The organism is Parabacteroides johnsonii DSM 18315, assembly GCF_025151045.1.
Lineage (GTDB): Bacteria > Bacteroidota > Bacteroidia > Bacteroidales > Tannerellaceae > Parabacteroides > Parabacteroides johnsonii.
On the sequence record NZ_CP102285.1, the window covers coordinates 1,587,605 to 1,612,194 of the forward strand.

Below are 24,590 nucleotides of genomic sequence, written 5' to 3' on the forward strand. Positions count from 1 at the left end.
ACCAATTTTACATGTAATGAAAAGAGACAATATCATTTTCGACATCATTGAGAAGGAACATCAGCGCCAGCTGAAAGGCATTGAACTGATTGCTTCCGAAAACTTTGTAAGCGACCAGGTGATGCAAGCCATGGGTAGCTGTCTAACCAACAAATACGCTGAAGGATATCCCGGTAAGCGCTATTATGGAGGTTGCGAAGTAGTAGACCAGAGCGAAACTATCGCTATCGAACGGTTGAAACAGATTTTCAATGCGGAGTGGGCCAACGTACAGCCACATTCAGGAGCACAGGCTAACGCAGCCGTATTTCTGGCAGTCCTGAATCCCGGTGATACATTCCTCGGTCTGAACCTGGCACACGGCGGCCATCTTTCTCACGGTTCTCCAGTAAACAGTTCCGGTATCTTATACCGCGCTACAGAATATAATGTAAAAGAAGATACAGGTCGTGTAGACTACGACCAAATGGAAGAAGTTGCCTTACGTGAAAAACCTAAATTGATCGTAGGTGGCGGTTCCGCTTATTCCCGTGAATGGGACTACAAACGGATGCGTGAGATTGCTGACAAGGTCGGTGCCCTTCTGATGATCGATATGGCCCATCCTGCCGGTCTGATCGCAGCCGGACTGCTGAATAACCCGTTGGAATATGCTCATATCGTAACTTCCACGACTCACAAGACTTTGCGTGGTCCACGTGGCGGTATCATCCTGCTGGGTAAGGATTTCGAAAATCCCTGGGGTAAGAAGACACCGAAAGGAGAGATCAAAAAGATGTCTCAATTATTGGATTCCGCCGTATTCCCAGGCATCCAGGGAGGCCCTCTGGAACATGTGATCGCCGCTAAAGCTGTAGCTTTCGGTGAAGCATTGGAACCAGAATATAAGACTTATCAGGCCCAAGTAAAAGCAAATGCGGCTGCTATGGCAAAAGCATTTATGGACAAAGGTTACAAGATCATCTCCGATGGTACGGACAACCATAGCATGTTAATCGACCTGCGCAAAAAGTTCCCAGAACTGACCGGCAAGGTTGCAGAAAAAGCACTTGTTGCCGCCGATATCACTGTAAACAAGAATATGGTTCCGTTCGACAGCCGTTCGGCTTTCCAAACTTCCGGTATTCGTGTCGGAACTCCGGCTATCACGACTCGCGGTGCTAAAGAACCGTTGATGGCCGAGATCGTCGAATTGATCGATACCGTGCTGGCTGCACCTGAATGCGACAAGACTATCACTGCTGTTCGCGAAAAAGTAAACAGCATCATGAAGGAATATCCTATCTTCGCTTGGTAAAACGATGAGGGTGTGCTAAATATCGGTATTCATGGGACACAGACAACGCAGACGAACGCAGATTAACGCAGATATTATTAATTATCAGCAAAATAAATCTGCGTCCGTCTGTGTATTCTGCGTCATCTGCGTCCAGTGATATCAAATTGACACACCCTCTTTCTTTCTAAATCAATCAAATCACATAAATAATTTATGAAAACACTTTTATCACTTTGTGCAGGCGCCGCACTTTGTATCCTTGCGTCGTGCAGCGAAGGACCTACTAAACAGATGCCTTATAACCAAGGTATCAATGTAATTCCGACGCCAGTAAGCCTCGTCCAAAACGAGGGTAGTTTTAAACTAAGCAAAAACACAGCCTTCTCCGTCTCTACTCCGGAAGCTAAAACAGTTGCTGAATATTTTGCCGCCCAAATGAATCTCGCCACCGGCTATCAAATAACAGTTAGTGACAAGGCAGGTTCAAACGGTATTACATTGGTAATCGATGGAGCACTGGATGTAAACGACGAGGGCTATACATTGGATGTAACTCCACAAAGCGTGACAGTTAAGGCTAAAACCCCGCAAGGTTTGTTCTACGGTATGCAAACATTCATGCAATTGCTTCCTGCCGAAATCGAAAGCCAGGCGGTCGTGAGCGGTATTGCTTGGACTGCTCCCTGCGTAACGGTGAAAGACGAGCCGCGTTTCGAATATCGCGGTATCATGCTGGATCCTTGCCGTCATTTCATCCCGGTAGAGAACGTAAAAAAACATCTCGACGTATTGGCACTGTTCAAAATCAACCGTATGCATTGGCATCTGACGGACGATCAGGGCTGGCGTATCGAGATCAAAAAATATCCGAAACTGACTGAAGTAGGTTCCAAACGTATAGATGGTGAAGGGACGGAATATAGCGGTTTTTATACGCAAGAGCAAATCAAGGAAGTGGTAAAATATGCTGCAGACCGTTTTATCACGATCGTCCCTGAAATCGAACTTCCGGGACATGAGTTAGCTGCGATCTCCGCATATCCTGAATTGTCTTGCAAAGGCGAACCGACCACTCCGCGTATTATCTGGGGTGTAGAAGACATCGTATTATGTGCCGGGAAGGAAAAACCATTCGAGTTCCTGCAGGATGTTTTCGACGAAGTCGCTCCTCTTTTCCCTGGCGAATACATTCACATCGGTGGTGACGAATGCCCGAAATCAAGCTGGAAAGAATGCCCGCTCTGCCAAAAACGTATTCGCGAGGAAGGTCTGAAAGCCGACAAAAATCACTCTGCCGAAGAAAAGTTGCAGAGCTATTTCGTTCAGCGCATGGAGAAATACCTGTCCGATAAACATGGTAAAAAGATCATCGGATGGGATGAAATCCTCGAAGGCGGCCTCGCTCCTTCCGCAACTGTTATGTCTTGGCGTGGTGAAGAAGGTGGTATCGCTGCTGCAAACATGGGACATGAGGCAATCATGACTCCTGGAAGTGGTGGTATGTACATTGACCAGTTCCAAGGTGACCCGAAGATCGAACCGGTTTCTATCGGCGGTTATGATCCATTGTCAAGGGTGTATGCATACAATCCAACACCCGATACCTTGGTTACTACCGGAAAGGCAAACTTGATCAAGGGGGTACAAACAAATCTGTGGTCCGAATATATGTACAATACAGACCTGCTGGAATACCGCGCCTACCCGCGTGTGCTGGCATTGGCTGAAATAGGCTGGACTCCATTGGCACGTAAGGATTATAAAGACTTCGAACGTCGCTTGGATAATGCCTTGGTTCGTTTGGATGAGCTTAACATCAACTACCATATTCCACAACCAGAACAACCGAACGGTTCATGCAATTTCGTCGCTTTCACCGACAAGGCCTCTCTGGAATTCAAGACTACTCGTCCGATCAAGGTGGTTTATACGATCGACGGAACCGAACCGACGCCGGAATCAACTGTCTATTCCGCTCCGATCGAATTCACAGAATCCGGCGTTCTGAAGATTCGTTCCGTATTGCCTTCCGGCAAGATGAGCAAAACTCGTACAATCACGGTTGAAAAGCAATCCTTGGCTCCTGCTAAGGAGGTTGCCAAGACTACTCCGGGATTGGAAATGCAAGTGACTGACGGTATGTTCCTGAATTCTTCCAAACTGGGAGAGGTAAAAGAATGGAAGAAATCGGTTATCAAGGATTTACGTGAAATCACCAGTGTCGTCAAAACAAGCGAATCAATGCGCGGTGTCAAGCAATATGCTGCCATAGCAACCGGTTATGTCAATATTCCTGAAGACGGCGTTTATTATATTTCATCCGATAACGAAGAAGTATGGATTGACGGCAAATTGTTAGTGAACAACGGTGGTGAAGTGAAACGCTTCTCCCGCCACGACAGTTCGGCTGCATTGTCGAAAGGCTTGCATGAGATCAAGGTGGTATTCCTGGGGCATATCATTGGTGGTTGGCCTTCAAACTGGAACGACGGTAGCGTGAAGCTCCGCAAAGCCGACACCGATAAGTTTGTTAAGATCACTCCTGAAATGTTAGTCCATTAATCAATACGATATCAAAAGAAAAAGGCTGCTTCAGAATAAGAGGCAGCCTTTCTTATTTTATCAGGTAAGCATCCGATAGTTAACGGACAAGCATCGATTGGATATGCGACAGGCATCGGTTTTGAGTCCGATGCCTGTCATCCCATCAGTCGATCTTCAGTTTCATTATCGTAATCGAGTTCGGAGGAAAATTGTATACTCTGGGACCACTCAATGAGAAGGATATTTCTTTTGTCTTCGGTACGACCACATCAGGTTTGTCATAGGTGTTACGCGCTTCGGGATCTCCTGTGAGCTGAATAATCTCCGCCGTATTTTTGACACTGACACCTTGCAAGTTCAGTTCCGTTTTCTCTTCGTGCTGGGTCGTGTTGATCACTTTTAGTATAATCGTATGCGTTTCCTTATCCAGCGCTGCAGTGGAAACCAATGAAGGTATGCCGGGAAGTATCGTCTCATGGACCAGCGTATCATTCACGAAACAACCGATTTGTTCGCCTTTGCAAGCGATCTTCACATTATACCAACGATTGCTTTGGAAGGGATAAAGGACAGGTGTACGCAACGTGTCCCTCACTCCTCCCGCCTGGCGGTAGAACTCGACAGCACCAGAACCGATCGTCAATCCGATATAGTCATTCTGTTCTCCGGGCAACCCGTTGTCACGCACACGGAATTGGATTTGTCCACTCCCCTTCGTCCTCCTGATATCCGCCGAGAAGGTGTAGTCATAGGCAGACGGATCACCTAAAAGAATGTAGTTCCACCTGTTTGCAACCGGTATCAACGTACCCTGTCCAACTGTCCAGCCTCCGGTCATGACAGTCCCTTCCTTAACCGGCAAGTTATCTATTTTCACCTCCTTAAACTCATAGCTATTATCGAACATTTCGATACCGGCACGTCCGAAGATAACCTGGGGTTTCTGATAGGTGCGGACTTCAGTCTTTAACACCTCGTCTCCCCTGTTGCTGCCAAACATTTGCAATAGATGGTAAGAAGGAGAAAGAGCGATTTGTTCACCGTCAAAAAAGATAGCCGGATAACGATCCATCTTGTATTTCGTATTCCCCAAAACCGGGGCATAAGCTAAACGCTTCACGATCTCCTGCCCGTTCTCTGCTCCTGCAAGAAAGCAAGCCTCCCCGATGGCAGCTCGTAAACTTCCGGGAGCAGCCCCGCCGGACAAGCTGAATTCTCCGATAAAGGCAGGAGGCATCCGGCGCGTATACCGTCCGGCAACAAAACGGTTGTGATTAGAGATCAAAAATGATTCACTCGAATAAAAATGAGTATCCGACCATTCATTCCTGCTCTTTCCTCTTACGTCAGAACTACTTATCACCGTAATGTCCGGATAAGCCTCCTGGATCGCTTTTTTAAACAACTCGAAACGCTTGGTATATTCCAGTCCGTAATTTTCACTGCCGATCTCCACATACTTCAATCCGAAAGGTTCCGGATGTCCATGAGCAGCCCGCAAGGCTCCCATAACGGAATCGGCCGGTTCATTGGCATAAGCGATAGCGTCCAAGGCATCCTGTACCAATTTCCCCATCGCCGTTATATCTTCATAACGCGGACGGCGGCTTTGGTTGGTCACACCGCTATTAATGACATAGACTGGTTCGGCATCCAAATCTTCACACATCTGGAGATATTCATGATAGCCGACACCGTTTGTCGTACCGTATGCCCATACATTCCAAAAATGTTTACGTTCGGCAATATCTCCTACCGTCTCACGCCAAACCGGATAGGTCCCGGCCGTATATCCTTCTACAAAACTTCCGCCAGGGAAGCGAATGAACGCAGGCTTCAATGCAGCAATCAGCTCCATCAGTTCCGGACGCAATCCGTTCGGACGGCCTTTCCATGTCTTTTGTGGAAGCAGGGAAACGACATCCAGCCAGAAAACAGCCGAGCTGTCAGTCGTTATCGCCAGCACGGATTTATTCGTATTCGAGGTTGCAGTAAAAGTATGCCTGTACTTCCTCCATTCATAGGCTGGTGCCACCCGGAACACTTCGCTGAAGGTTGTCTCACCGGTAGAATCGGCTAAAGTCAGGCTTACAGTTTTCGGAACCATAGAAGCGCCTTTCATATAAAAAGACAAATCATATTTCTCGCCTTTCCGAAGCGGTATCCCTCCATATCCTTCGGCGATGACACCTCCTTTTCCCGACTCAGCCGAAGCGGACACCGAAACCAGCAGAGAACGCCGGTTCTTGTCATTAATCAATTCCTTAGTGTCAGGATACATATAAGACGTCGCAGAAAAGCGGCGCCACCCCGGCACCGAATCAGAACGTAAGAAGGGAATAACCCATCCATTCGGGGTAGTCAGAACCCGGCGGACAGGATCGTATGGGCAATTCAAGGGAGGAACTCCATCTTCAAAGCTCCGGTTTTGTATCAGTTCCGCATAAATACCGCCATCCACCGCATGGTTGATTTCCTCAATGGTCAAACCATACAGTTCCTTATTCACAGGTATTGTCAAACCATCCCCCTCTACCAGAATAGAAGATGTTACAGGCATTTCCGGCTGACACCCGGCTAATATGAGTGCTAAAAGAACCAAATTCACTTTCATGGTGCAAACTTAAAGAATAATTTCAATAAAAAGCCCCATCTCATCCTATATCAAGCGTTTTAGCTGTGTACACTTAATATATAAAAGAAATATTTTTCAGAAATGGAATTTATTTTAGGGAAAAAGACGATTATATCGACAGAATTAAATACATTTGTATCATTGATAGTATTTGAATATCAAGAAAAGTACAGAATCGAATGGAAAACTTAGCATCACAATATACTGTATTAGTGGTAGACGATGTGCCAACTAACGTTATGCTTGTGCAAGCGATACTGAAAAAAGAAGGTTATACGCTACTGACGACAGACAGCGGAGCTAAAGCGCTACGCATTGCCCAGGAAAGGCATCCCAATCTTATTTTGCTCGATATTATGATGCCGGAGATGGACGGATATGAGGTACTGCAGCATTTGAAAAGCAATCCGGAGACCAACAACATTCCTGTCATTATCATGTCAGCCTTGAGTGATATGCAAAGTATTGTAAAAGGTTATCAATTGGGGGCAACAGAATATGTAACAAAACCTTTTCAACGGGAAGAATTGGTGAAACGTGTCGCCCACCGTTACGAACTGTTCAGTATTAAACGTATCAAGCAGGAACTTGAAAACACGATTGAATCCCGCGACACGCTCTATTCCGTTATTGCACACGATTTGCGCTCTCCACTCGGCTCTTTGAAGATGATGAATAATGCCATCCTGATGATGGTCGATAAGAATCAGGTTAGCGACGAGGTATACGAAATGCTTCAGATGATGAACAAGACATCGGAAGAGATATTCCAACTTCTCGACAACCTCTTGAAATGGGCGAAGAACCGCCTGAACAAACAGAACATTTACAGACAGCAAGTCGACATCAACAGCATAGTCAACAGCACTGCCGAGATATTTATTCCGATGGCTACCCAGAAAGGCATATCCATCACACTTGAAGGTCTGGATAAAGAACTGATGGGATCGACAGATATCGATATGGTAAAGACAATCGTCCGCAATCTGGTTTCCAACGCAGTCAAGTTCAGCTACGAAAAAGGGGTGATTGCGGTATCAACCAAAACAGACGGGGATTTTGTTGTTGTCAGTGTGAAAGATTCGGGTAAAGGGATCAAAAAGGAAGATCAAGGTAAGCTGCTGAAGCAAAACACTCATTTTACTTCTTATGGGACGAATAACGAAAAGGGGTCCGGCTTGGGACTAATGCTGTGCAAAGACTTTATCGAACAGCTCGGCGGCAAGCTGTGGTTCGATTCCGAAGAAGGGAAAGGCACCACCTTCTATTTCTCCTTGAAAGCGTTGAATCAAGAATAACAAAAATAGCATATATAAAGCAAAAGGAGGTGTGTCAAAATCCCCTTTTGCTTCATATATATTATCCGGTAATTGCTTTCCGGCTTCCTTTTTGGGGATATTTACGAAACAGACTCCACCATTTCAATTTTAATACACCAAACAGTGCCTCCCCGAAGATAGAGGAGTTCATCTTAGAAGTGCCTAATACACGGTTGATAAAGATAATGGGAACTTCCACAATTTTATAACCACACTTATACGCCGTAAACTTCATTTCTATCTGGAACGCATATCCTTTGAAATGAATACGGTCTAAATCAATCATCTCAAGCACCTCTCGACGATAGCATTTGAAACCGGCTGTCGTATCCTGTACTTTCATTCCGGTAACAAAACGGACATATACGGAAGCATAATAAGACATCAACACACGTCCTAATGGCCAGTTCACGACATTCACACCGTTGCAGTAGCGAGAGCCGACTGCGACATCACCACCCTGTTCCGTACAAGCCGCATATAATTTAGGAAGATCATTCGGATTATGACTGAAGTCTGCATCCATTTCAAATATAAAATCATACTTATGCTCTATAGCCCACTTGAACCCACAAATATAAGCCGTACCCAAACCTAACTTACCTTTACGTTCCACCATGAAAAGGCGTTCGGGGAACTCTTTTTGCAACCGTTTTACAATATCTGCCGTACCATCGGGCGATCCATCATCTATAATCAAAATATGAAATTCTTTCTCTAACCCAAATACAACCCGAATAATATTTTCTATATTCTCCTTCTCGTTATACGTGGGAATAATAACAATACTGTCTGACATAATCCTTCTAAATTTGTAGGGCGAAGGTACATATTTTAATTGATTTAATACTACGCATATCTACTATTTTGAACAAAAACTCTACCTTTGCGAAAAGAACATATCACATTGGAGGTACAAGATTTACTTAGACAATATGCCGCCCATCCGCAAGTGGCAGCATTAAATACCCTGTTAAAAAGCAAAACGTCCCGCAATATATTTCTGAAAGGGCTGAACGGTTCAGGGGCCGCAATGACAATAGCTTCTCTTTTTTTTAAAAGAAGGGGGAGCTACGTGTGTGTGTTAAATGACTTGGAAGAAGCCGGCTACTTTTATCATGACCTGGTGCAGCTCACCGGAGGCGACGGAATCTACTTCTTCCCCTCTGCCTACCGGCGTGCTATCAAATACGGACATGTAGACCCTGCCAACGAAATTCTGCGGACAGAAGTTCTCAGCACATTGCAAGATCCAACTGTTCCTTTCGTCATTGTCACCTATCCGGATGCATTGGCAGAAAAAGTGATCTCGCGGGAGGTCCTGAAAGAAAACACACTGAAGATCAGTGTCGGTGAGAAGTTGGACAATATGTTTGTTTCCGACGTACTGGACGAATACGGTTTTGAACAGGTAGATTACGTTTATGAACCGGGACAGTATGCGATGCGTGGCAGTATCTTAGACGTGTTCTCGTTCTCGTATGAATTTCCCTATCGTATCGACTTCTTTGGAAACGAGGTAGAGACGATCCGTTCGTTCGATGTAGAGACACAGCTCTCCAAAGAAAAACTGGACAGTATCTATATCGTGCCCGAAATGACAAAAGGAAACCGGACCAACTCGTCCCTGCTGGATTCACTGCCGTCCGAGACACTACTCGCCAGCAAAGATCTGGCATGGGTAAAAGAGCGTATCGGCAGTATCTGGAATGAAGAGCCGATCATCGGAGACGAAGAATCATTTGCCGACATCGAACAACTACGAGCCAAATTGATTACCGGAGAGGATTTTCTACGTACGGCACTTGGTTTCTGCCGGCTCCATTTCGGTACGCGGGTGACGGGAGTAGCCGATGCCACCCTGACTTTCTCAATGGAAGCACAACCAATTTATCATAAAAATTTTGATTTAGTAAGCGAATCTTTCCATAAATATTTAGAAAACGGCTATACATTATATATACTGAGCGATGTAGAAAAGCAAGCAACCCGTATCCGGGCCATCTTCGAAGATCGGGGAGACAATATACCTTTTACCTCTGTCAACAAAACTATACACGAAGGTTTTGCCGACGAGACTTTGCGTGTCTGTCTTTTCACGGATCACCAGTTGTTCGACCGCTTCCACAAATTCAACCTCAAAAGCGACAAGGCAAGAAGCGGAAAGCTCTCTTTGTCGTTGAAGGAGTTGAACCAATTCACGACCGGTGACTATATCGTACATATCGATCATGGTGTCGGACAATTCGGCGGGCTGGTCCGTACCGAAGTGAACGGAAAAATGCAGGAAGCCATCAGGCTGATTTATCAGAACAACGACATTATATTCGTCAGTATTCATTCTCTCCATAAACTGTCCAAATATAAAGGTAAGGACAGTGGAGAACCGCCCAAGCTGAGCAAGCTCGGAACAGGAGCCTGGGAGAAAATGAAGGAACGTACCAAGTCGAAAGTAAAAGATATCGCCCGCGACCTGATCCTCCTCTACTCCAAACGGAAACAGGAAAAAGGTTTCGCCTACAGTCCGGACAGCTTCATGCAGCACGAACTGGAAGCCAGCTTCATCTACGAAGATACCCCGGACCAGATGAAAGCAACAGCCGATGTCAAAACCGACATGGAGAACGACCGTCCGATGGACCGCCTGATCTGTGGAGACGTGGGCTTCGGAAAAACAGAGGTTGCCATCCGCGCCGCTTTCAAAGCTGTTTCGGACAACAAGCAAGTTGCCGTACTGGTCCCGACTACGGTGTTAGCATTCCAGCATTATCAGACATTCTCTGAACGGTTGAAAGATTTTCCCTGCCGGATCGAATATATCAGCCGGGCACGTACGGCTAAAGAGATAAGAGAAACCCTGAAAGACTTGAAGGAAGGAAAGATCAACATTATCATCGGTACCCATCGCATCGTCGGAAAAGATGTCACATTCAAAGATCTCGGCCTGCTGATTATTGACGAGGAGCAGAAATTCGGCGTATCCGTCAAAGAAAAACTGCGACAGCTGAAGGCCAACGTCGATACGCTCACCATGACTGCCACGCCAATTCCCCGTACCCTGCAATTCTCGCTGATGGGAGCCCGCGACTTGTCGAGCATCACGACTCCCCCGCCCAACCGCTACCCGGTTCAAACAGAGGTGGAACGTTTCAACCCGGACATCATCCGCGAAGCCATCAATTTCGAGATGAGCCGTAACGGACAGGTTTTTTTCATCAACAACCGCATCCAGAATATTTATGAAATGGAGGCGCTTGTCAAACGCGAAGTGCCAGATGCCCGTATCGCCGTCGGCCACGGACAGATGGAGCCGGACAAGCTGGAAAAAATTATTCTGGATTTCGTCAATTACGAATACGACGTACTGATCGCTACGAGCATTGTAGAGAGTGGCATCGACGTGCCGAATGCAAATACGATCATCATCAATAATGCACAACAGTTCGGATTGTCCGATCTGCATCAATTACGCGGCCGTGTCGGACGAAGTAACCGGAAGGCCTTCTGCTACCTCCTCTCTCCACCTCTGTCAAGCCTTACGCAGGAAGCACGCCGCCGTTTGCAGGCAATCGAGAATTTTTCAGAGCTGGGAAGCGGTATCCATATCGCCATGCAGGACCTCGACATCCGGGGAGCTGGTAATATGTTAGGAGCTGAACAAAGCGGTTTCATCGCCGACTTGGGCTACGAAACATACCAGAAAATCCTGGAAGAAGCCGTTGACGAACTGAAAGCGGAAGAATTTGCCGACCTATATTCTGATGCCACCGAAAAGCGACCCGACACCGGTAGCGAATATGTCCGTGAAACCTATATCGAAAGTGATTTGGAACTGATGTTCCCGCCAACCTATATCCCGAATGATTCCGAGCGTGTTTCCCTCTATCGTGAATTGGACAAGATGGAGGAAGAACGTGATATCCTCGCTTTTACCGAACGTCTGAAAGACCGTTTCGGGAAAGTACCGAAAGAAGGGAAAGAGCTGATCCGTGTCGTTCGCCTTCGCCGTATGGCAAAGACGTTGGGTATGGAAAAAGTCATTCTGAAAAAAGGACAGATGAGCATCTTTCTCGTCACCAATCCCGAAAGTCCTTATTATGAGAGCGAAGCTTTCGACAAACTACTCGGCTTCATCCAAAAGCATCCGCGTGAATGCACACTTCGCGAACAAAACGGGAAACGCAGTATCGTGATCAAAAACGTACCGACAGTAGAAACGGCTTGCGGTTACTTAGATGAGATCGGGAAAGTACAAATACAAAAATAAATTAAATATGAAGAAGACAATTATAGACCTTTTCGAAAGTTCAGTAAGACGATATCCTGATAACCCTTTCCTGTGGGAAAAAACCACGAATGCCTTCGAACCTACCACTTATAAGGAAGTTCAGCAACAAGTCTATACTGCCGGTGCCGGACTAATCGCTCTCGGAGTGAAGAAGGGCGACAATATGGCACTCCTTTCGGAAGGCCGTAATGCATGGATCATCGGCGAACTGGCCATGTTCTACGCCGGCGCAACCAACGTCCCGCTATCCATCAAGCTCGAAGAAGCGAACGACCTGCTGTTCCGTCTTGTGCATGCCGATGTGAAATATATCCTGGTTTCCGGCAACCAGCTCAAAAAGATACGGTCTATCATGGACAAACTGCCTTTAGTAGAAAAAGTAATCGTGATAGACGAACTGCCGGAACATAAAGAAAAGGAAATATCATGGTCCGAAGTACTCCGGATGGGTAAAGAATATCTGGCATCTCATTCTCTGGAAGACTTCCTTGCCGTCGGACAATCCTTGCAGAATGGCGACTATGCAACGATTACCTACACCTCAGGCACGACGGCCGACCCAAAAGGCGTCATCCTGACGCACCGTAACTACACGGCAAATGTGGAACAAGCCCTATCTTGTGTCGATATCGACGATACATGGCGCACATTAGTAATCCTCCCACTCGACCATTGTTTCGCGCATGTGGTCGGTTTCTATATCTTCATGTCGAAAGGAGCATCCGTAGCAACCGTACAAGTCGGACGGACAGGGCTGGAAACATTAAAGAACATTCCGGTCAACATCAAAGAGTTCAAGCCTTACCTGATCCTGAGCGTCCCGGCACTGGCCAAGAACTTCAAAAAGAATATCGAACAGGGCATCCGTGCCCAAGGCAAGCATGTCACCCGTTTGTTCAACTTTGCCCTCAAAGTGGCCTACATCTATAACGGAGACGGCGGAGAAGACAAGGGACGCGGCGCCCGGTTCCTGCTGAAACCGCTCGTGAGCCTGTTCGACCGCGTGCTTTTCACGAAAGTCCGCGAAAACTTCGGTGGACAATTGAAGTTCTTCATCGGTGGTGGTGCATTGCTCGATAAAGACCTGCAAAAATTCTACTACGCAATCGGACTTCCGATGTACCAAGGGTACGGACTAAGCGAAGCGACTCCCGTAATTTCCACCAACGGCCCGCACCGGCATACCTTCGGCAGCAGCGGCGTGCTGGTTCGTCCGCTCGATTTGAAAATATGCGATGCCGAGGGAAAAGAACTTCCGACAGGCGAAAAGGGAGAGATCGTCATACGGGGCGAGAATGTGATGGCCGGCTACTGGAAGAACCCGGTATCGACTGCCGAAACCGTACGCAACGGATGGCTCTACACCGGGGATATGGGATATATGGGGCATGACGGCCTGCTCTACGTCCTCGGACGTTTCAAAAGCCTGCTGATCGGTAGTGACGGGGAGAAATACAGTCCGGAAGGGATCGAGGAGGCGCTCGTCGAACATTCTTCCTGCATCGACCAGCTGATCCTGTATAACAACCAAAGTCCCTATACCGTTGCCCTCGTCGTCCCTAACAAAGACCGGCTGAAAAAGCATCTGGCACATCAGCATCTTGATCTTTCATCCGATAAAGGTCGTGAAGAGGCAATCCGGATCATCCAATCCCAGATAGACCGTTTCCGTAAGGGAGGCGATCTGTCCGCCCTTTTCCCCGACCGCTGGCTGCCTACAGCCTTTGCTATCCTGCCGGAACCATTCACCGAACAGAACGGCATGGTCAACAGCACGATGAAGATCGTCCGCGGGAAAGTAGAAAAAGCGTATGCCTCCCGCATCGACCATCTCTACACGCCGGAAGGAAAGAATCCGCTTAATGAAGAGAATAAAAAGGCATTAGATTGACAAAAACACAATTTCATTTGTTATTGTTAGGATAACAACCCAATATGGTTCACAAATCGCCATATCACGCCATTAAACTAAATAATTATGCATTACAAAACTGTAACCTCCACCATCACCCTGGCTTTTGCTTTTTGGGCAACAGCTCCGGCGATGGCGGACGGTGTATCCAAACAAAACATCGACAGCGGCTGGACTTTCAAGCAGGTCCGCGGCAATAACTGGTATCCGGCAACTGTGCCGGGAGTAGTTCACACGGATCTTATGGACAACAAGATCATCGACGATCCCTTTTACCGCCTGAACGAACGGAGCGTGCAATGGGTGGACAAAGAAGACTGGGAATATAAAACGACCTTAAACGTCGCTCCCGATGTATTCGACAAGGATAATATCGACCTGGACTTCAAAGGACTCGATACTTATGCCGATGTCTATTTGAACGACTCCTGCATCCTGAAAGCGAACAATATGTTCCGTGAATGGCTGATCCCCGTAAAAGGATTGTTGAAAAAGGACGGTAACGAACTACGCATCTATTTCCACTCTCCCATCAAAACGGACCTACCGAACTACGACGCCTTGAAGCACCCGATCGAAGCCGGTAACGACCAATCCGAAAATGGTGGCGTTTTCGATAAGAAAGTAAGCGTTTTCGCCCGGAAGGCAGGGTATCACTACGGCTGGGACTGGGGCCCCCGCCTTGTCACGAGCGGTATCTGGCGTCCCGCCTATCTGATCGGCTGGAACGATGCCCGTATCGACAACATCCAATATATCCAGGAAAAGGTCAACGCCAAACGGGCCGATATCAAAACCCGTGTCGAAGTAACGGCGGACAAGGAGGGAGAAGCAACCCTCATAATTAAAGTCGACGGTCTCAAAAACACCTGGTTGAAAACTGTTCCCGTAAAGAAAGGAAAGAACCTGATCGAAACCGATCTTGTCATCAACAATCCGAAACTATGGTGGACAAACGGTTTGGGCGAAGCGCATCTCTATCCGTTCACAGCCACCATCACGATGAATGGAAAGATTGCCGACACGGAAACAACTCACATCGGCATCCGCAGCCTCCGCGTCGTTCGCGACAAAGATGAAGCGGGAACGACGTTCTATTTCGAACTGAACGGCAAACCGCTTTTTGCCAAAGGAGCCAACTACATTCCACAGGATAACTTCCTGCCGCGTGTCACCCCCGAGCGCTACGAAAAGACAATCCTCGATGCGGTCGATGCCAATATGAATATGCTCCGTGTCTGGGGCGGCGGCATCTACGAGAATGATCTTTTCTACGACCTTTGTGACAAATACGGCATTCTGGTTTGGCAAGACTTCATGTTCGCTTGCAGCACATATCCGATGACAGCAGAACGTTTGGAGAATATCCGTCAGGAAGCCATCGACAATATCGTCCGCCTGCGCAACCACCCATGCATTGCTATCTGGTGCGGCAACAATGAGAACCATACCGCCTGGTTCAACTGGGGTTGGATGCAGAAATACGAGAAGTTAGGCGTATTAGAGGAAATGCGCAAAGACGACAAAGAGCTCTTCCACAAACTGCTCCCCGAAGTCGTAAAGGAATATGATCCGAAAACGTTCTACCTCCCTTCCTCCCCATACGGAGGCGATCCGGACGCCAAATGCGAAAGCGGGACAGTCAACTGGAACCCGAACGGCGACGCCCATTACTGGGGGGTATGGCAGGGTATCGACTCCGTCGCCCATTTCAACAAGATCAAAGCCCGCTTCTTCTCCGAATATGGCTTCCAATCGTTTCCCGAATACCAATCCGTACTGAAATATGCTCCGGAAGAACGGGATCACAATATCTACTCCGATGTGATGATGGCGCATCAGCGTGGCGGCCAGGTAGCCAATTCACGTATCGAAAAAATTACAGCAGACGAATATCGTAAGCCCAAAGACTTTCCGAGTACTCTTTATATGAGCATCCTCCTTCAGGGAGATGCCATCAAGACCGCCATCGAGGCGCATCGTCGCATGATGCCTTACAACATGGGAAGCCTTTTCTGGCAGCATAACGACTGTTGGCCTGTCGCCTCCTGGTCGAGCCGCGACTATTACGGGCGCTGGAAGGCCCAGCACTATTTTGCGAGGAAAGCGTTCGAGGACATCCTGATTTCTCCCATCGCCGAAAACGATACGCTGGACATATATATCGTCTCGGATCGCCTGAAAGCGACAAAAGGGACTCTCGATATCCGTGTGATGGACCTCAGAGGCAATCTCCTTTTTGAAAAGAAGAAAAATGTGACACTGCCCCCCAACACAAGCAAGATACAGTTCTCCGCTCCCGTCAAAAATGTCTTAGGCGGAAAGAAACCGAACGAAGTTTTTGTAAACGCCCGCTTCACCGAAAACGGAAAAGAGGGCAAGATCGTCACGAACAACTATTTCTTCGACCGTTATAAGAACATCGACTTCCCGAAAGCCGATATCCGGATCACATCCGTTCCTGCCAGAGACGGCTACGACCTGACGGTCAGCAGCGATGTCTTTGCACGCGGCGTATTTTTAAGCCTTGACGGCATAGACAATTTCTTCTCCGACAACTATTTCGATCTGTTGCCGGGCGAACCGGTCACAATCCATGTCACGACCAGTCTGGATAAGGATACTTTCGACAAGCAACTTCGCAGCGAGAGTTTAGCGGATACTTATTAAATCGTTCATTTGTCCTCCCCTATGTTTGATATGGGAACGCAGAAGAAGTCGGTTCAATGCGATCCCATGTCGAGCCACAGGAACAAAAAGACACAACGAAAGCTCCGAACGGAAAAACAGAGCCTTTAGAATTGGAAATAAATAAACGGTTGTACGCCGGCACTCTTAAACTGAACGACAACAAAAATCGCAATCGCCAGCATCACCGCCTGCACAAGCAAAGGAGAGCGAGTGACGACCGTCTGCAAGCTGTTTTCCGCCGATTTCGGCATGAAATGCAGGATATACCCCACCACCATTAAAACGAACACACCCTTATAGCCCATCACAAACTGCGTGAAGACCTCCGGATGGAAATTCGTGAAAATCTGCGTCAGCATCTCGCCTACCGTCTGCATCGAGTCGGCACGGAACAGAATCCAGCCGAAACATACCAGATGGAAAGTGACCAGGACCCCTATCACTCTTCTCCAGGGTTTCATTTCCGCCCCTAACGGTTTGAAACTGCTGAAACGGTTCATCATAAACTTATGAACGGCCAGCGCAACCCCATGCAAAGCGCCCCAGAGGATAAAACTCACAGAAGCCCCGTGCCATAAACCGCCCAGCAACATCGTTATCAGCAAGTTGATGTATGTCCGTATTTTTCCCTTCCGGTTACCTCCGAGTGAAATATACAAATAGTCTTTCAACCACGAAGAAAGCGAGATATGCCAGCGCCGCCAGAACTCTGTGATAGTCGCCGACTGATAAGGCGAATCGAAGTTCACGTTAAAGCGGAACCCTAACAGTAATGCGATCCCGATCGCCATATCCGAATAACCGGAAAAATCGCAATAGATCTGCAAAGCATAACCATACACACCCAACAGGTTTTCCACCCCTGTGTAAAGCAATGGGGCATCGAATATGCGATCAACGAAGTTCAGGCTGATATAGTCGGATATGACCGTTTTCTTGAAAAGCCCGCACAAGACGAGGAAAAGCCCTTCCCCGAACTCCGCCCGCGTAACAACCGGAGTCCTATAAATCTGGGGAATGAAATCGCGTGCCCGGACGATCGGACCGGCTACCAGCTGTGGGAAGAAGGAGACATAGAAAACATAGTCGATCCAACGCCGGAGGGGTTCTATCCTGCCCCGGTACACATCAATCACATAGCTGATGGTCTGGAAAGTAAAAAAAGAGATACCAACCGGCAGAAAGATATCCAATGGCTGATAAGTGATGTTCTGCAACGAGGCATTCCCTAACTGATACCCCAATTCATGAGCGACGGTAGCCACGATCTCTCTCAGGAAATTGAAGTATTTGAAGTATCCCAACAACCCTAAGTCGATACACAGGCTCAGGACGACCCCTGCTTTGCGTCCCCACCGGGAAGCAGTCTTGGCCATGCACTGCGCAATACAAAAATCGGATGTCGCGACAAACAGCAGGAGAAAGAAAAACAATCCGCTGCTCTTATAATAGAAATAGATGGAAAACAACGTAACGTAAATGATACGTGTCAGCAGGTGCTTCCTGAGCGACATATAAATAATCAGGAAACCGATAAAAAGGAAGAAAAACAATCCGCTACTGAAAAGTATCGGTGCATTGTGCTGGTAGGTCAATATATCGCCAAGTTTGTCGAATGAGAGCTGAGACCAATATTCTCCCATTTTATTTATAAAATCATTCATCATCTTTTCTGATTTTCAACATTTGATTATAAGATTGCATCAGGGCACGATATAACAAGGTTCCTTGTTCGCGATAGCCTTCCTTTGTGAAATGGATGCGGTCACGCCCCATCAGTTTCTCCTTATGCCATTTGATACAAGAACTTTTCCCTCCCGTAGTGGCAAAAAGGTCCCAGCAGGCTACGCCCTCTTCATGGGCCGCTTTTACAATTGCTTTTGCAGCAAGCTGGGTATTCGCGTTACGGACATACGTCCGCTTCTTATTGACATACGTCCGCTTGTAACATTCCGGCGGAGTGGTAAGCAGAATAGCTGTTTCAGGCATCTGCTTCTTGACGAGGGAAACAAACGCGCGTACCTGCCCGCCGAATTCTTCCGGACGGAAGCGGCGACCGAAAGTCTCGTTCGTACCCAACGAAATGATCAGTAAAGAAGGTTTCAGCAGGGCCAACTGTCGGACATAGGCTTCGTCTGTGTAATTGACATACATCGCTCCGTTCACACCGACCGAATGGTAGAGGACGCCCGGATTGCCATTCGTCAGGCTGAAACCGTAATAAATATTCTTGAAGGTGGAGGCCGGAAGCAGCTTATCCGTACCTTGTTTCCTCCGGGTACTATGCAACTGCAACGTATCAACCGGATAAGAAATGCGGAAGGTATCGGCCAGGACACCAGCGACAGCCGGAACCGTAGCCAAAAATGTCTGTACGGAATCTTTAAGCGGACCGGCCGGCAACATCGGCATGGCCTTCTCCCCCCGGTAAAGGATCGCTTGGTTGAAGGAATAGCCGGCTCCGTTGTTAGGCGCTATCCGGACATCCAAATTGATGGAGGGCGAAACGGACTGGATACCGATCCCGCCGATTCCGACAGGACATTTCTTATTGGTCTGGATACAGCGTCCCGTCACCCATTCGCGGACGGAAGAAGAGATGAAATAGTCGTCCGGTTCATTCGTCCGGCTCAACTTGAAAGGGGCGATCCATCCGCGTCCGGCATTCCCGAACTGCGCCTGCAAAAGACGCATCACCTTACCGGAATAATAACCGGCCTGTATGTGGGAATCGCCTAAATGGACGATCGTCAATACGGTATCCTTCCCCGCCCTGAGCGAATCCAGTCCGGCAAAGAAGGGCTGTAGCGAAGAGGGTGACTGGATCGAATCGACCTCCTTCCCGATCGAATAAATGCGGGAAGGGAGCGGGATCGTATCGAGGCCCCCCTGTTCCCTCGCCCCGCGCGGGCCCGCCAATTTTCCTTTTGCTCCGACGGCACTGACGGCCATCAAAACCAGGCAAGCCGACAGATTAACGAGCCACTTTGTCTGCTTCATCATAAAACTCCTTTTCTAATAATATGGCTTTCAACAAGGCAGAAGCGATCTCTTTTCCTCCCCTGAAACTCAAATGTGTATAGTCTTTGCTGGCCCAGTTGTTTTCCACGAAGCGGACCATACTGTTCTCTCCTCCCATCGCCCCGAAGACATTCCAGAAAGCAACACCCGAGCGGCGGGCTGCCTGTCGCTGTGCGTGCAACAAGGCCAATACGGCGGGCATCGTTTCGAAGGTTCCGTCCACTTGCCGGCTCCTGTCCGAAACACCTAACATCAGGATATCGGCATCCGGAAAACAAACGCGTACGTGGCGTACGGCTTCTTCCATCCGTTTGGCGTACCAGCCATACAGGAGAACGCTGTCACTGACGATATTCAACCCGTACTGCAAAACGACCAGATCATAGGGGCGTATCTCGTTCAACTCCCTGCAACGGGCACTGTCCAGCCTCGAAAGGATCATCCCCGAATTGCCACGCAAGGAATAATTGTCCACGATCACCCCTGAATTATCTTCAAGCGCGACTCCGAGAGCACGGAAACCGGCCGTATCGGCAAAGCTGAAAGAGGCCTCCGTGAAGGTCCCTGTTTGTTCGTATTGCGTGATGACGGATGTCGGTTTCAATGTTTCGCGGATCGTGTCCTGCGTGCCGTTGCAAACCAAGGTCATCTGTGTGCGGGAATTCTTTTCATACAGGAATTTGAGGGAAGAAACCGTTTTCAACTCCGGATAACGGTCTGTCGTCTTAACCGAGATAGACGGCTTCTCTCCTTTCGGTTCGAACGTCATTCCGGAAAGTGTATACCGATGATAATGGTCCGTCAGCATAGACCAGGTAGTCCAGCCTTCTGCCTTTTGCTCGATCGTCGGACGGAACTGGGCGGCTACCGACATAACCGGAACGAAACCGACTCCGCGTCCTCCGAACTGCTCCTGCATTCCTGAACGGAAATCAGCCACCACGATATCGCCTTCGATAAACGAATCTCCCAAAAAGGCGATACGCACCGGACGACTCGCCTGCCTGCTATTTCTTAAAGTGGCAAAGAACCGCTTCAAACCGATATGGCCGACGGAGTAATCCTCGATACGCGTTCCCAGTGAATCGGCTCCCTTATCCGCATACATGACCTTATAAAGCGAATCGCGCAACGCAAGAGCGACAGAATCGATACCTGTCGTTTTCAGGATCGAATCGCGTATGGCGGCCGAATCTATCCGGATCGTATCCGGTTGTTCCAATTGCATACGCAAGGAATCCATAGACAGGGATTCAGGCTTTACCCTGAGATCGGAAAGCAAATCAACTTTTTTTATTTTCATGCCGAACAGCTGGTCCGGTAAGTAATAAAGCCCCAAACAGATACCTAACGCAATAAGTAGCAGGAGCAAAAGCCTGCCGAAATTATTATCTTTATTCATCTAATTCCTCTCTTTCGAAGCCACAAAGATAAGAAACAAACGCAATTTATTACAAACTCGGCCGTTTCATATTTATATTGATGATATGGATGGCATGGTCATACTATATAATTGTCGCTCGTAGGGGCAGGGCTCTGCTCTGCCCATTGAATCCGCCCATTGAATCCGGATATTGGTACCATCCATTGACCCCGGACAAAACGGACGTTATTTGCATTGGGCGGAGTAGAACCCCGCCCCTACGGGACACCATTATTTATTACATATTAACAAACAACAAATATGGAAACTCCGAAAAACAGAAACTGGAAAGTATTGAAAAGTGAATATCTATCCCGCCAACCTTGGTTCACCGTGCGCAAGGAAGAAGTGGAATTACCGAATGGGAACAGAATCCCCGAATATTATATATTCGAATATCCGGAATGGATCAACGTGATCGCAATCACCAAAGAGCAGAAATTCGTATTTGTAAGCCAATACCGTCATGGCCTGGGTATTACGGCTTACGAACTTTGCGCCGGTGTCTGCGAAAAGGAAGACGCCTCCCCACTCATCTCCGCCCAACGGGAATTGCTCGAGGAAACCGGTTACGGCAACGGAAATTGGAGCGAACTGATGGTAATAGGCGTCAATCCGAGCACCCATACCAACCAGACTTACTGTTATCTTGCCACGGATGTCGAACCCGTCACAGTCCAACACCTTGAAGCGACAGAAGACCTGAGTGTCCATCTCCTGACGCTCGATGAAGTAAAAGAATTACTCCTCGACGACCGGATCAAACAAGCGCTCCATGCCGCCCCACTTTGGAAATACATGGCGATGAATCATTTGATCTGAGAAAGGAGCCTTACCCACTCTATGCCTTATTGTTTATTTTCCCAGAAATCCCCATTCGTCCAAATCGAAACACACAGGCATGAAAATCTATTTTCATACCCGAGAAAATAGATTTTCATGCAAGGGTAATATTTTTTAATAATCTTATACATGCTATAACACTGATTTTCAACAGGTGTCAAAAACACGTTTTTCAAGGGGGATATTGTCATATTTTTCTGATTCTGCATAACAACGTATTGCATAATCCCGAAAAAGCATTATTTTTGTTCGCATTAGCAACATATCACCAATGAAGTTCAAACTTAGTATCATATTCGCATTATTCCTCACCATACTTTGCGCCAACCGGTTACAGGCCCAGGAGAAAGCATTTCCCAAGAAAGGCGAAGGCGTCACCCTGTTCCTCAAACGTCACAACCGTACAGGAGCCGCCTATCAGAAACAGTTCATCGAACTGAATAAAAAGAAATTAGGCAAGGGAAACGTCCTTAGGATGGGAGTCAAATATACGCTTCCCCCTTTACAAGGAAAAGAAGCTGTCTCAGCCGCCGCCAAACGAGCGAACTATGAACCGTTGTTCGGTAAAGAACTGGCCTCCTATAAAGTAACATCGTCCGAACTGAAAGGAGCCTGTTTCTATCTGGTCAGCGGGCATGGAGGTCCTGATCCGGGGGCAATCGGACGGATTGGCAAAATCGAGTTGCACGAAGACGAATATGCTTATGACATCGTGCTTCGGCTGGCACGCAACCTGATGATGAAAGGAGCCAAAGTTCACATTATCATCCAAGATGCCAAAGACGGTATACGGGACGATAAATACCTGAAAAACAGCAAACGGGAAACCTGCATGGGCAGTCCGATCCCTTTCAACCAGGTTCGCCGCCTGAAACAACGAAGTGACAAGATAAACTCCTTGTTCAAGCAGGATAAATATGCCTACAAACGAGCTATCTTCGTACATGTGGACAGCCGGAACAAGGGACACCAGACCGATGTTTTTTTCTATCACCAGAATAAAAACTCCGAAAGCAAACATCTGGCAAAAACCATGCGGACGACTTTCACCCATAAATACAAGAAGCACCAGCCGGGACGAGGGTTTACCGGAACGGTGGACGGACGGAACCTATACGTGTTGAGACATACGACACCAGCCTCCGTTTTCGTCGAGTTAGGCAATATCCAAAACAGTTTCGACCAGCAACGAATCATCTTGAGTGATAATCGGCAGGCACTCGCGAATTGGCTTTGTGAAGGATTTGTCACCGATTACAACCGCTACAGGAAAAAAACACGATGAAAAAAAACATTCATTCGTTAAAAAGACTACATTTGCATACGAAACTAAATAAAATATCGTTTTAGACATACCATGAACAGTCCGTATATATCCCCGTTCGCGAAACCCGTATATGTAATGTTGAAGCCCGTCGGTTCGATTTGCAACCTGGCGTGCGAATACTGCTATTACCTTGAGAAGGGGAAACTTTATCCTGAGGTGAAAAATCATATCATGAGCGAACAGTTACTGGAAAAATTCATCAAGGAATATCTGGAATGTCAAACGATGCCGCAAGTTCTCTTTACCTGGCATGGTGGTGAAACGCTGATGCGCCCGATCAGCTTCTACAAGAAAGCGTTGGAGTTGCAACGCAAATATGGCCGCGGACGCCAGATTGACAACTGTATCCAGACAAACGGGACGTTGCTTAACGATGACTGGTGCCGTTTCTTCAAAGAGAATAACTTTCTTGTGGGAGTCTCGATTGACGGTCCGCAAGAGTTTCACGACGAATATCGCCGTAACAAGCAAGGTCTTCCTTCTTTTTATAAGGTGATGAAGGGAATCGAACTGATGAAGAAACATGGTGTGGAATATAATGCGATGGCAGTCGTCAACGACTATAACGTAGATTATCCGCTGGAATTCTATAACTTTTTCAAGGAAATAGATTGCCACTATATCCAGTTCACCCCGATTGTGGAACGTCTCGGATTCCATCAGGACGGAACATTGCTCACCTCGCCGGAACAGCAGGATGCAAATATCAAACTGGCCCCTTTCACGGTCGATGCCGGGAAATGGGGAGATTTCCTCTGCGCGGTCTTCGACGAATGGCTGAAAGAAGATGTCGGTAATTATTATATCCAACTTTTCGATTCCACACTGGCAAACTGGGTAGGCGAGCAACCGGGTGTCTGCACACTGGCACGTACTTGCGGACATGCCGGAGTGATGGAATTCAATGGAGATGTATATGCCTGTGACCACTTCGTATTCCCGGAATACAAGTTGGGTAACATCCATACCCAGACGCTTACCGAGATGATGTACAGTCAGCGCCAACTGAAGTTCGGAGCAGACAAATATGAAAAACTCCCAACTCAGTGCAAGGAGTGTGATTACTTGTTTGCCTGCAACGGCGAATGCCCCAAAAACCGTTTCCTCCATACGGCAAACGGCGAACCCGGATTGAACTATCTATGTAAAGGTTACAAGAAATTTTTCAAGCATGTGGCTCCTTACATGGATTTCATGAAAAAAGAATTGTTGGCCGAGCGCCCGCCTGCTAATGTTATGCGATGGGCAAGGGAGGATGGGAATTAAAAATTAAAGAATTAAGGAATTAAAGAATTAATTATAAATCAT

The 24,590-nt window shown here is 47.5% G+C and carries 14 protein-coding genes; 9 read left to right on the plus strand and 5 right to left on the minus strand.

Translation table 11 applies throughout. The features are described 5' to 3' along the window. Positions 1-16 precede the first annotated feature (16 nt). Both glyA and NQ564_RS06620 read left to right on the plus strand, forming a co-directional pair. Positions 17-1,297, plus strand: a complete 1,281-nt coding sequence (gene glyA, locus NQ564_RS06615) for a serine hydroxymethyltransferase (protein WP_008157671.1) — start codon at positions 17-19, stop codon at positions 1,295-1,297. Between the two features lie 195 nt (positions 1,298-1,492). Continuing rightward, positions 1,493-3,841 carry a family 20 glycosylhydrolase gene (locus tag NQ564_RS06620; protein ID WP_008149635.1) on the plus strand — a complete coding sequence of 783 codons (2,349 nt, stop codon included), beginning with the start codon at positions 1,493-1,495 and terminating at the stop codon, positions 3,839-3,841. Positions 3,842-3,986: 145 nt separating this feature from the next. Here the strand turns inward: NQ564_RS06620 and NQ564_RS06625 are convergent, their stop codons facing one another. After that, complete coding sequence (locus NQ564_RS06625; protein ID WP_129649917.1) at positions 3,987-6,437, minus strand: alpha-L-arabinofuranosidase C-terminal domain-containing protein; 2,451 nt, start codon at positions 6,435-6,437, stop codon at positions 3,987-3,989. A gap of 200 nt (positions 6,438-6,637) precedes the next feature. Between NQ564_RS06625 and NQ564_RS06630 the strand changes: the two genes are divergently transcribed. Continuing rightward, positions 6,638-7,756 (plus strand): hybrid sensor histidine kinase/response regulator, encoded by a 1,119-nt coding sequence (locus tag NQ564_RS06630; protein ID WP_008149629.1) that lies wholly within the window; start codon positions 6,638-6,640, stop codon positions 7,754-7,756. Between the two features lie 61 nt (positions 7,757-7,817). Here NQ564_RS06630 and NQ564_RS06635 read toward each other — a convergent pair whose 3' ends face one another. After that, positions 7,818-8,576, minus strand: a complete 759-nt coding sequence (locus NQ564_RS06635; protein WP_008149627.1) for a polyprenol monophosphomannose synthase — start codon at positions 8,574-8,576, stop codon at positions 7,818-7,820. Positions 8,577-8,684: 108 nt separating this feature from the next. Here NQ564_RS06635 and mfd point away from each other — a divergent pair, with 108 nt between their 5' ends. The 3 genes from mfd (at position 8,685) to NQ564_RS06650 (ending at position 16,647) form a co-directional block, all read left to right on the plus strand. Beyond that, positions 8,685-12,044: a transcription-repair coupling factor gene (gene mfd / locus NQ564_RS06640; protein WP_039848203.1), complete on the plus strand. Its 3,360-nt coding sequence runs from the start codon at positions 8,685-8,687 to the stop codon at positions 12,042-12,044. 7 nt (positions 12,045-12,051) lie between these two features. Beyond that, the gene (locus tag NQ564_RS06645; RefSeq protein ID WP_129649921.1) at positions 12,052-13,956 is read left to right on the plus strand and encodes an AMP-dependent synthetase/ligase; all 1,905 of its coding nucleotides are present in this window, start codon (positions 12,052-12,054) and stop codon (positions 13,954-13,956) included. A gap of 87 nt (positions 13,957-14,043) precedes the next feature. Further along, on the plus strand, positions 14,044-16,647 hold the full coding sequence (locus NQ564_RS06650; RefSeq protein WP_008149618.1) for a beta-mannosidase: 2,604 nt from the start codon (positions 14,044-14,046) through the stop codon (positions 16,645-16,647). A 125-nt stretch (positions 16,648-16,772) separates the two neighbouring features. Here the strand turns inward: NQ564_RS06650 and NQ564_RS06655 are convergent, their stop codons facing one another. Genes NQ564_RS06655 through NQ564_RS06665 form a run of 3 tightly spaced genes read right to left on the minus strand, consistent with a single transcriptional unit; the run spans position 16,773 to position 21,091 of the window. Next, positions 16,773-18,332 (minus strand): MBOAT family O-acyltransferase, encoded by a 1,560-nt coding sequence (locus NQ564_RS06655; RefSeq protein WP_039848202.1) that lies wholly within the window; start codon positions 18,330-18,332, stop codon positions 16,773-16,775. Next, a complete protein-coding gene (locus NQ564_RS06660) occupies positions 18,325-19,671 on the minus strand; it encodes a GDSL-type esterase/lipase family protein (RefSeq protein ID WP_008149614.1) in 1,347 nt (448 codons plus the stop codon). The genes NQ564_RS06655 and NQ564_RS06660 overlap by 8 nt, the downstream gene beginning before the upstream one ends. Beyond that, on the minus strand, positions 19,643-21,091 hold the full coding sequence (locus tag NQ564_RS06665; protein WP_129649923.1) for an SGNH/GDSL hydrolase family protein: 1,449 nt from the start codon (positions 21,089-21,091) through the stop codon (positions 19,643-19,645). The genes NQ564_RS06660 and NQ564_RS06665 overlap by 29 nt, the downstream gene beginning before the upstream one ends. A gap of 282 nt (positions 21,092-21,373) precedes the next feature. Between NQ564_RS06665 and NQ564_RS06670 the strand changes: the two genes are divergently transcribed. The 3 genes from NQ564_RS06670 to NQ564_RS06680 all read left to right on the plus strand — a co-directional run bounded on the left by NQ564_RS06670 (position 21,374) and on the right by NQ564_RS06680 (position 24,548). Then, entirely contained in the window at positions 21,374-21,934 is a 561-nt protein-coding gene (locus NQ564_RS06670) for an NUDIX hydrolase (RefSeq protein ID WP_008149609.1), read from the plus strand. Positions 21,935-22,226: 292 nt separating this feature from the next. Further along, the gene (locus NQ564_RS06675; RefSeq protein ID WP_008149606.1) at positions 22,227-23,240 is read left to right on the plus strand and encodes an N-acetylmuramoyl-L-alanine amidase family protein; all 1,014 of its coding nucleotides are present in this window, start codon (positions 22,227-22,229) and stop codon (positions 23,238-23,240) included. 72 nt (positions 23,241-23,312) lie between these two features. Further along, positions 23,313-24,548: an anaerobic sulfatase-maturation protein gene (locus tag NQ564_RS06680; protein WP_008149604.1), complete on the plus strand. Its 1,236-nt coding sequence runs from the start codon at positions 23,313-23,315 to the stop codon at positions 24,546-24,548. The last annotated feature ends 42 nt before the right edge of the window (positions 24,549-24,590 follow it).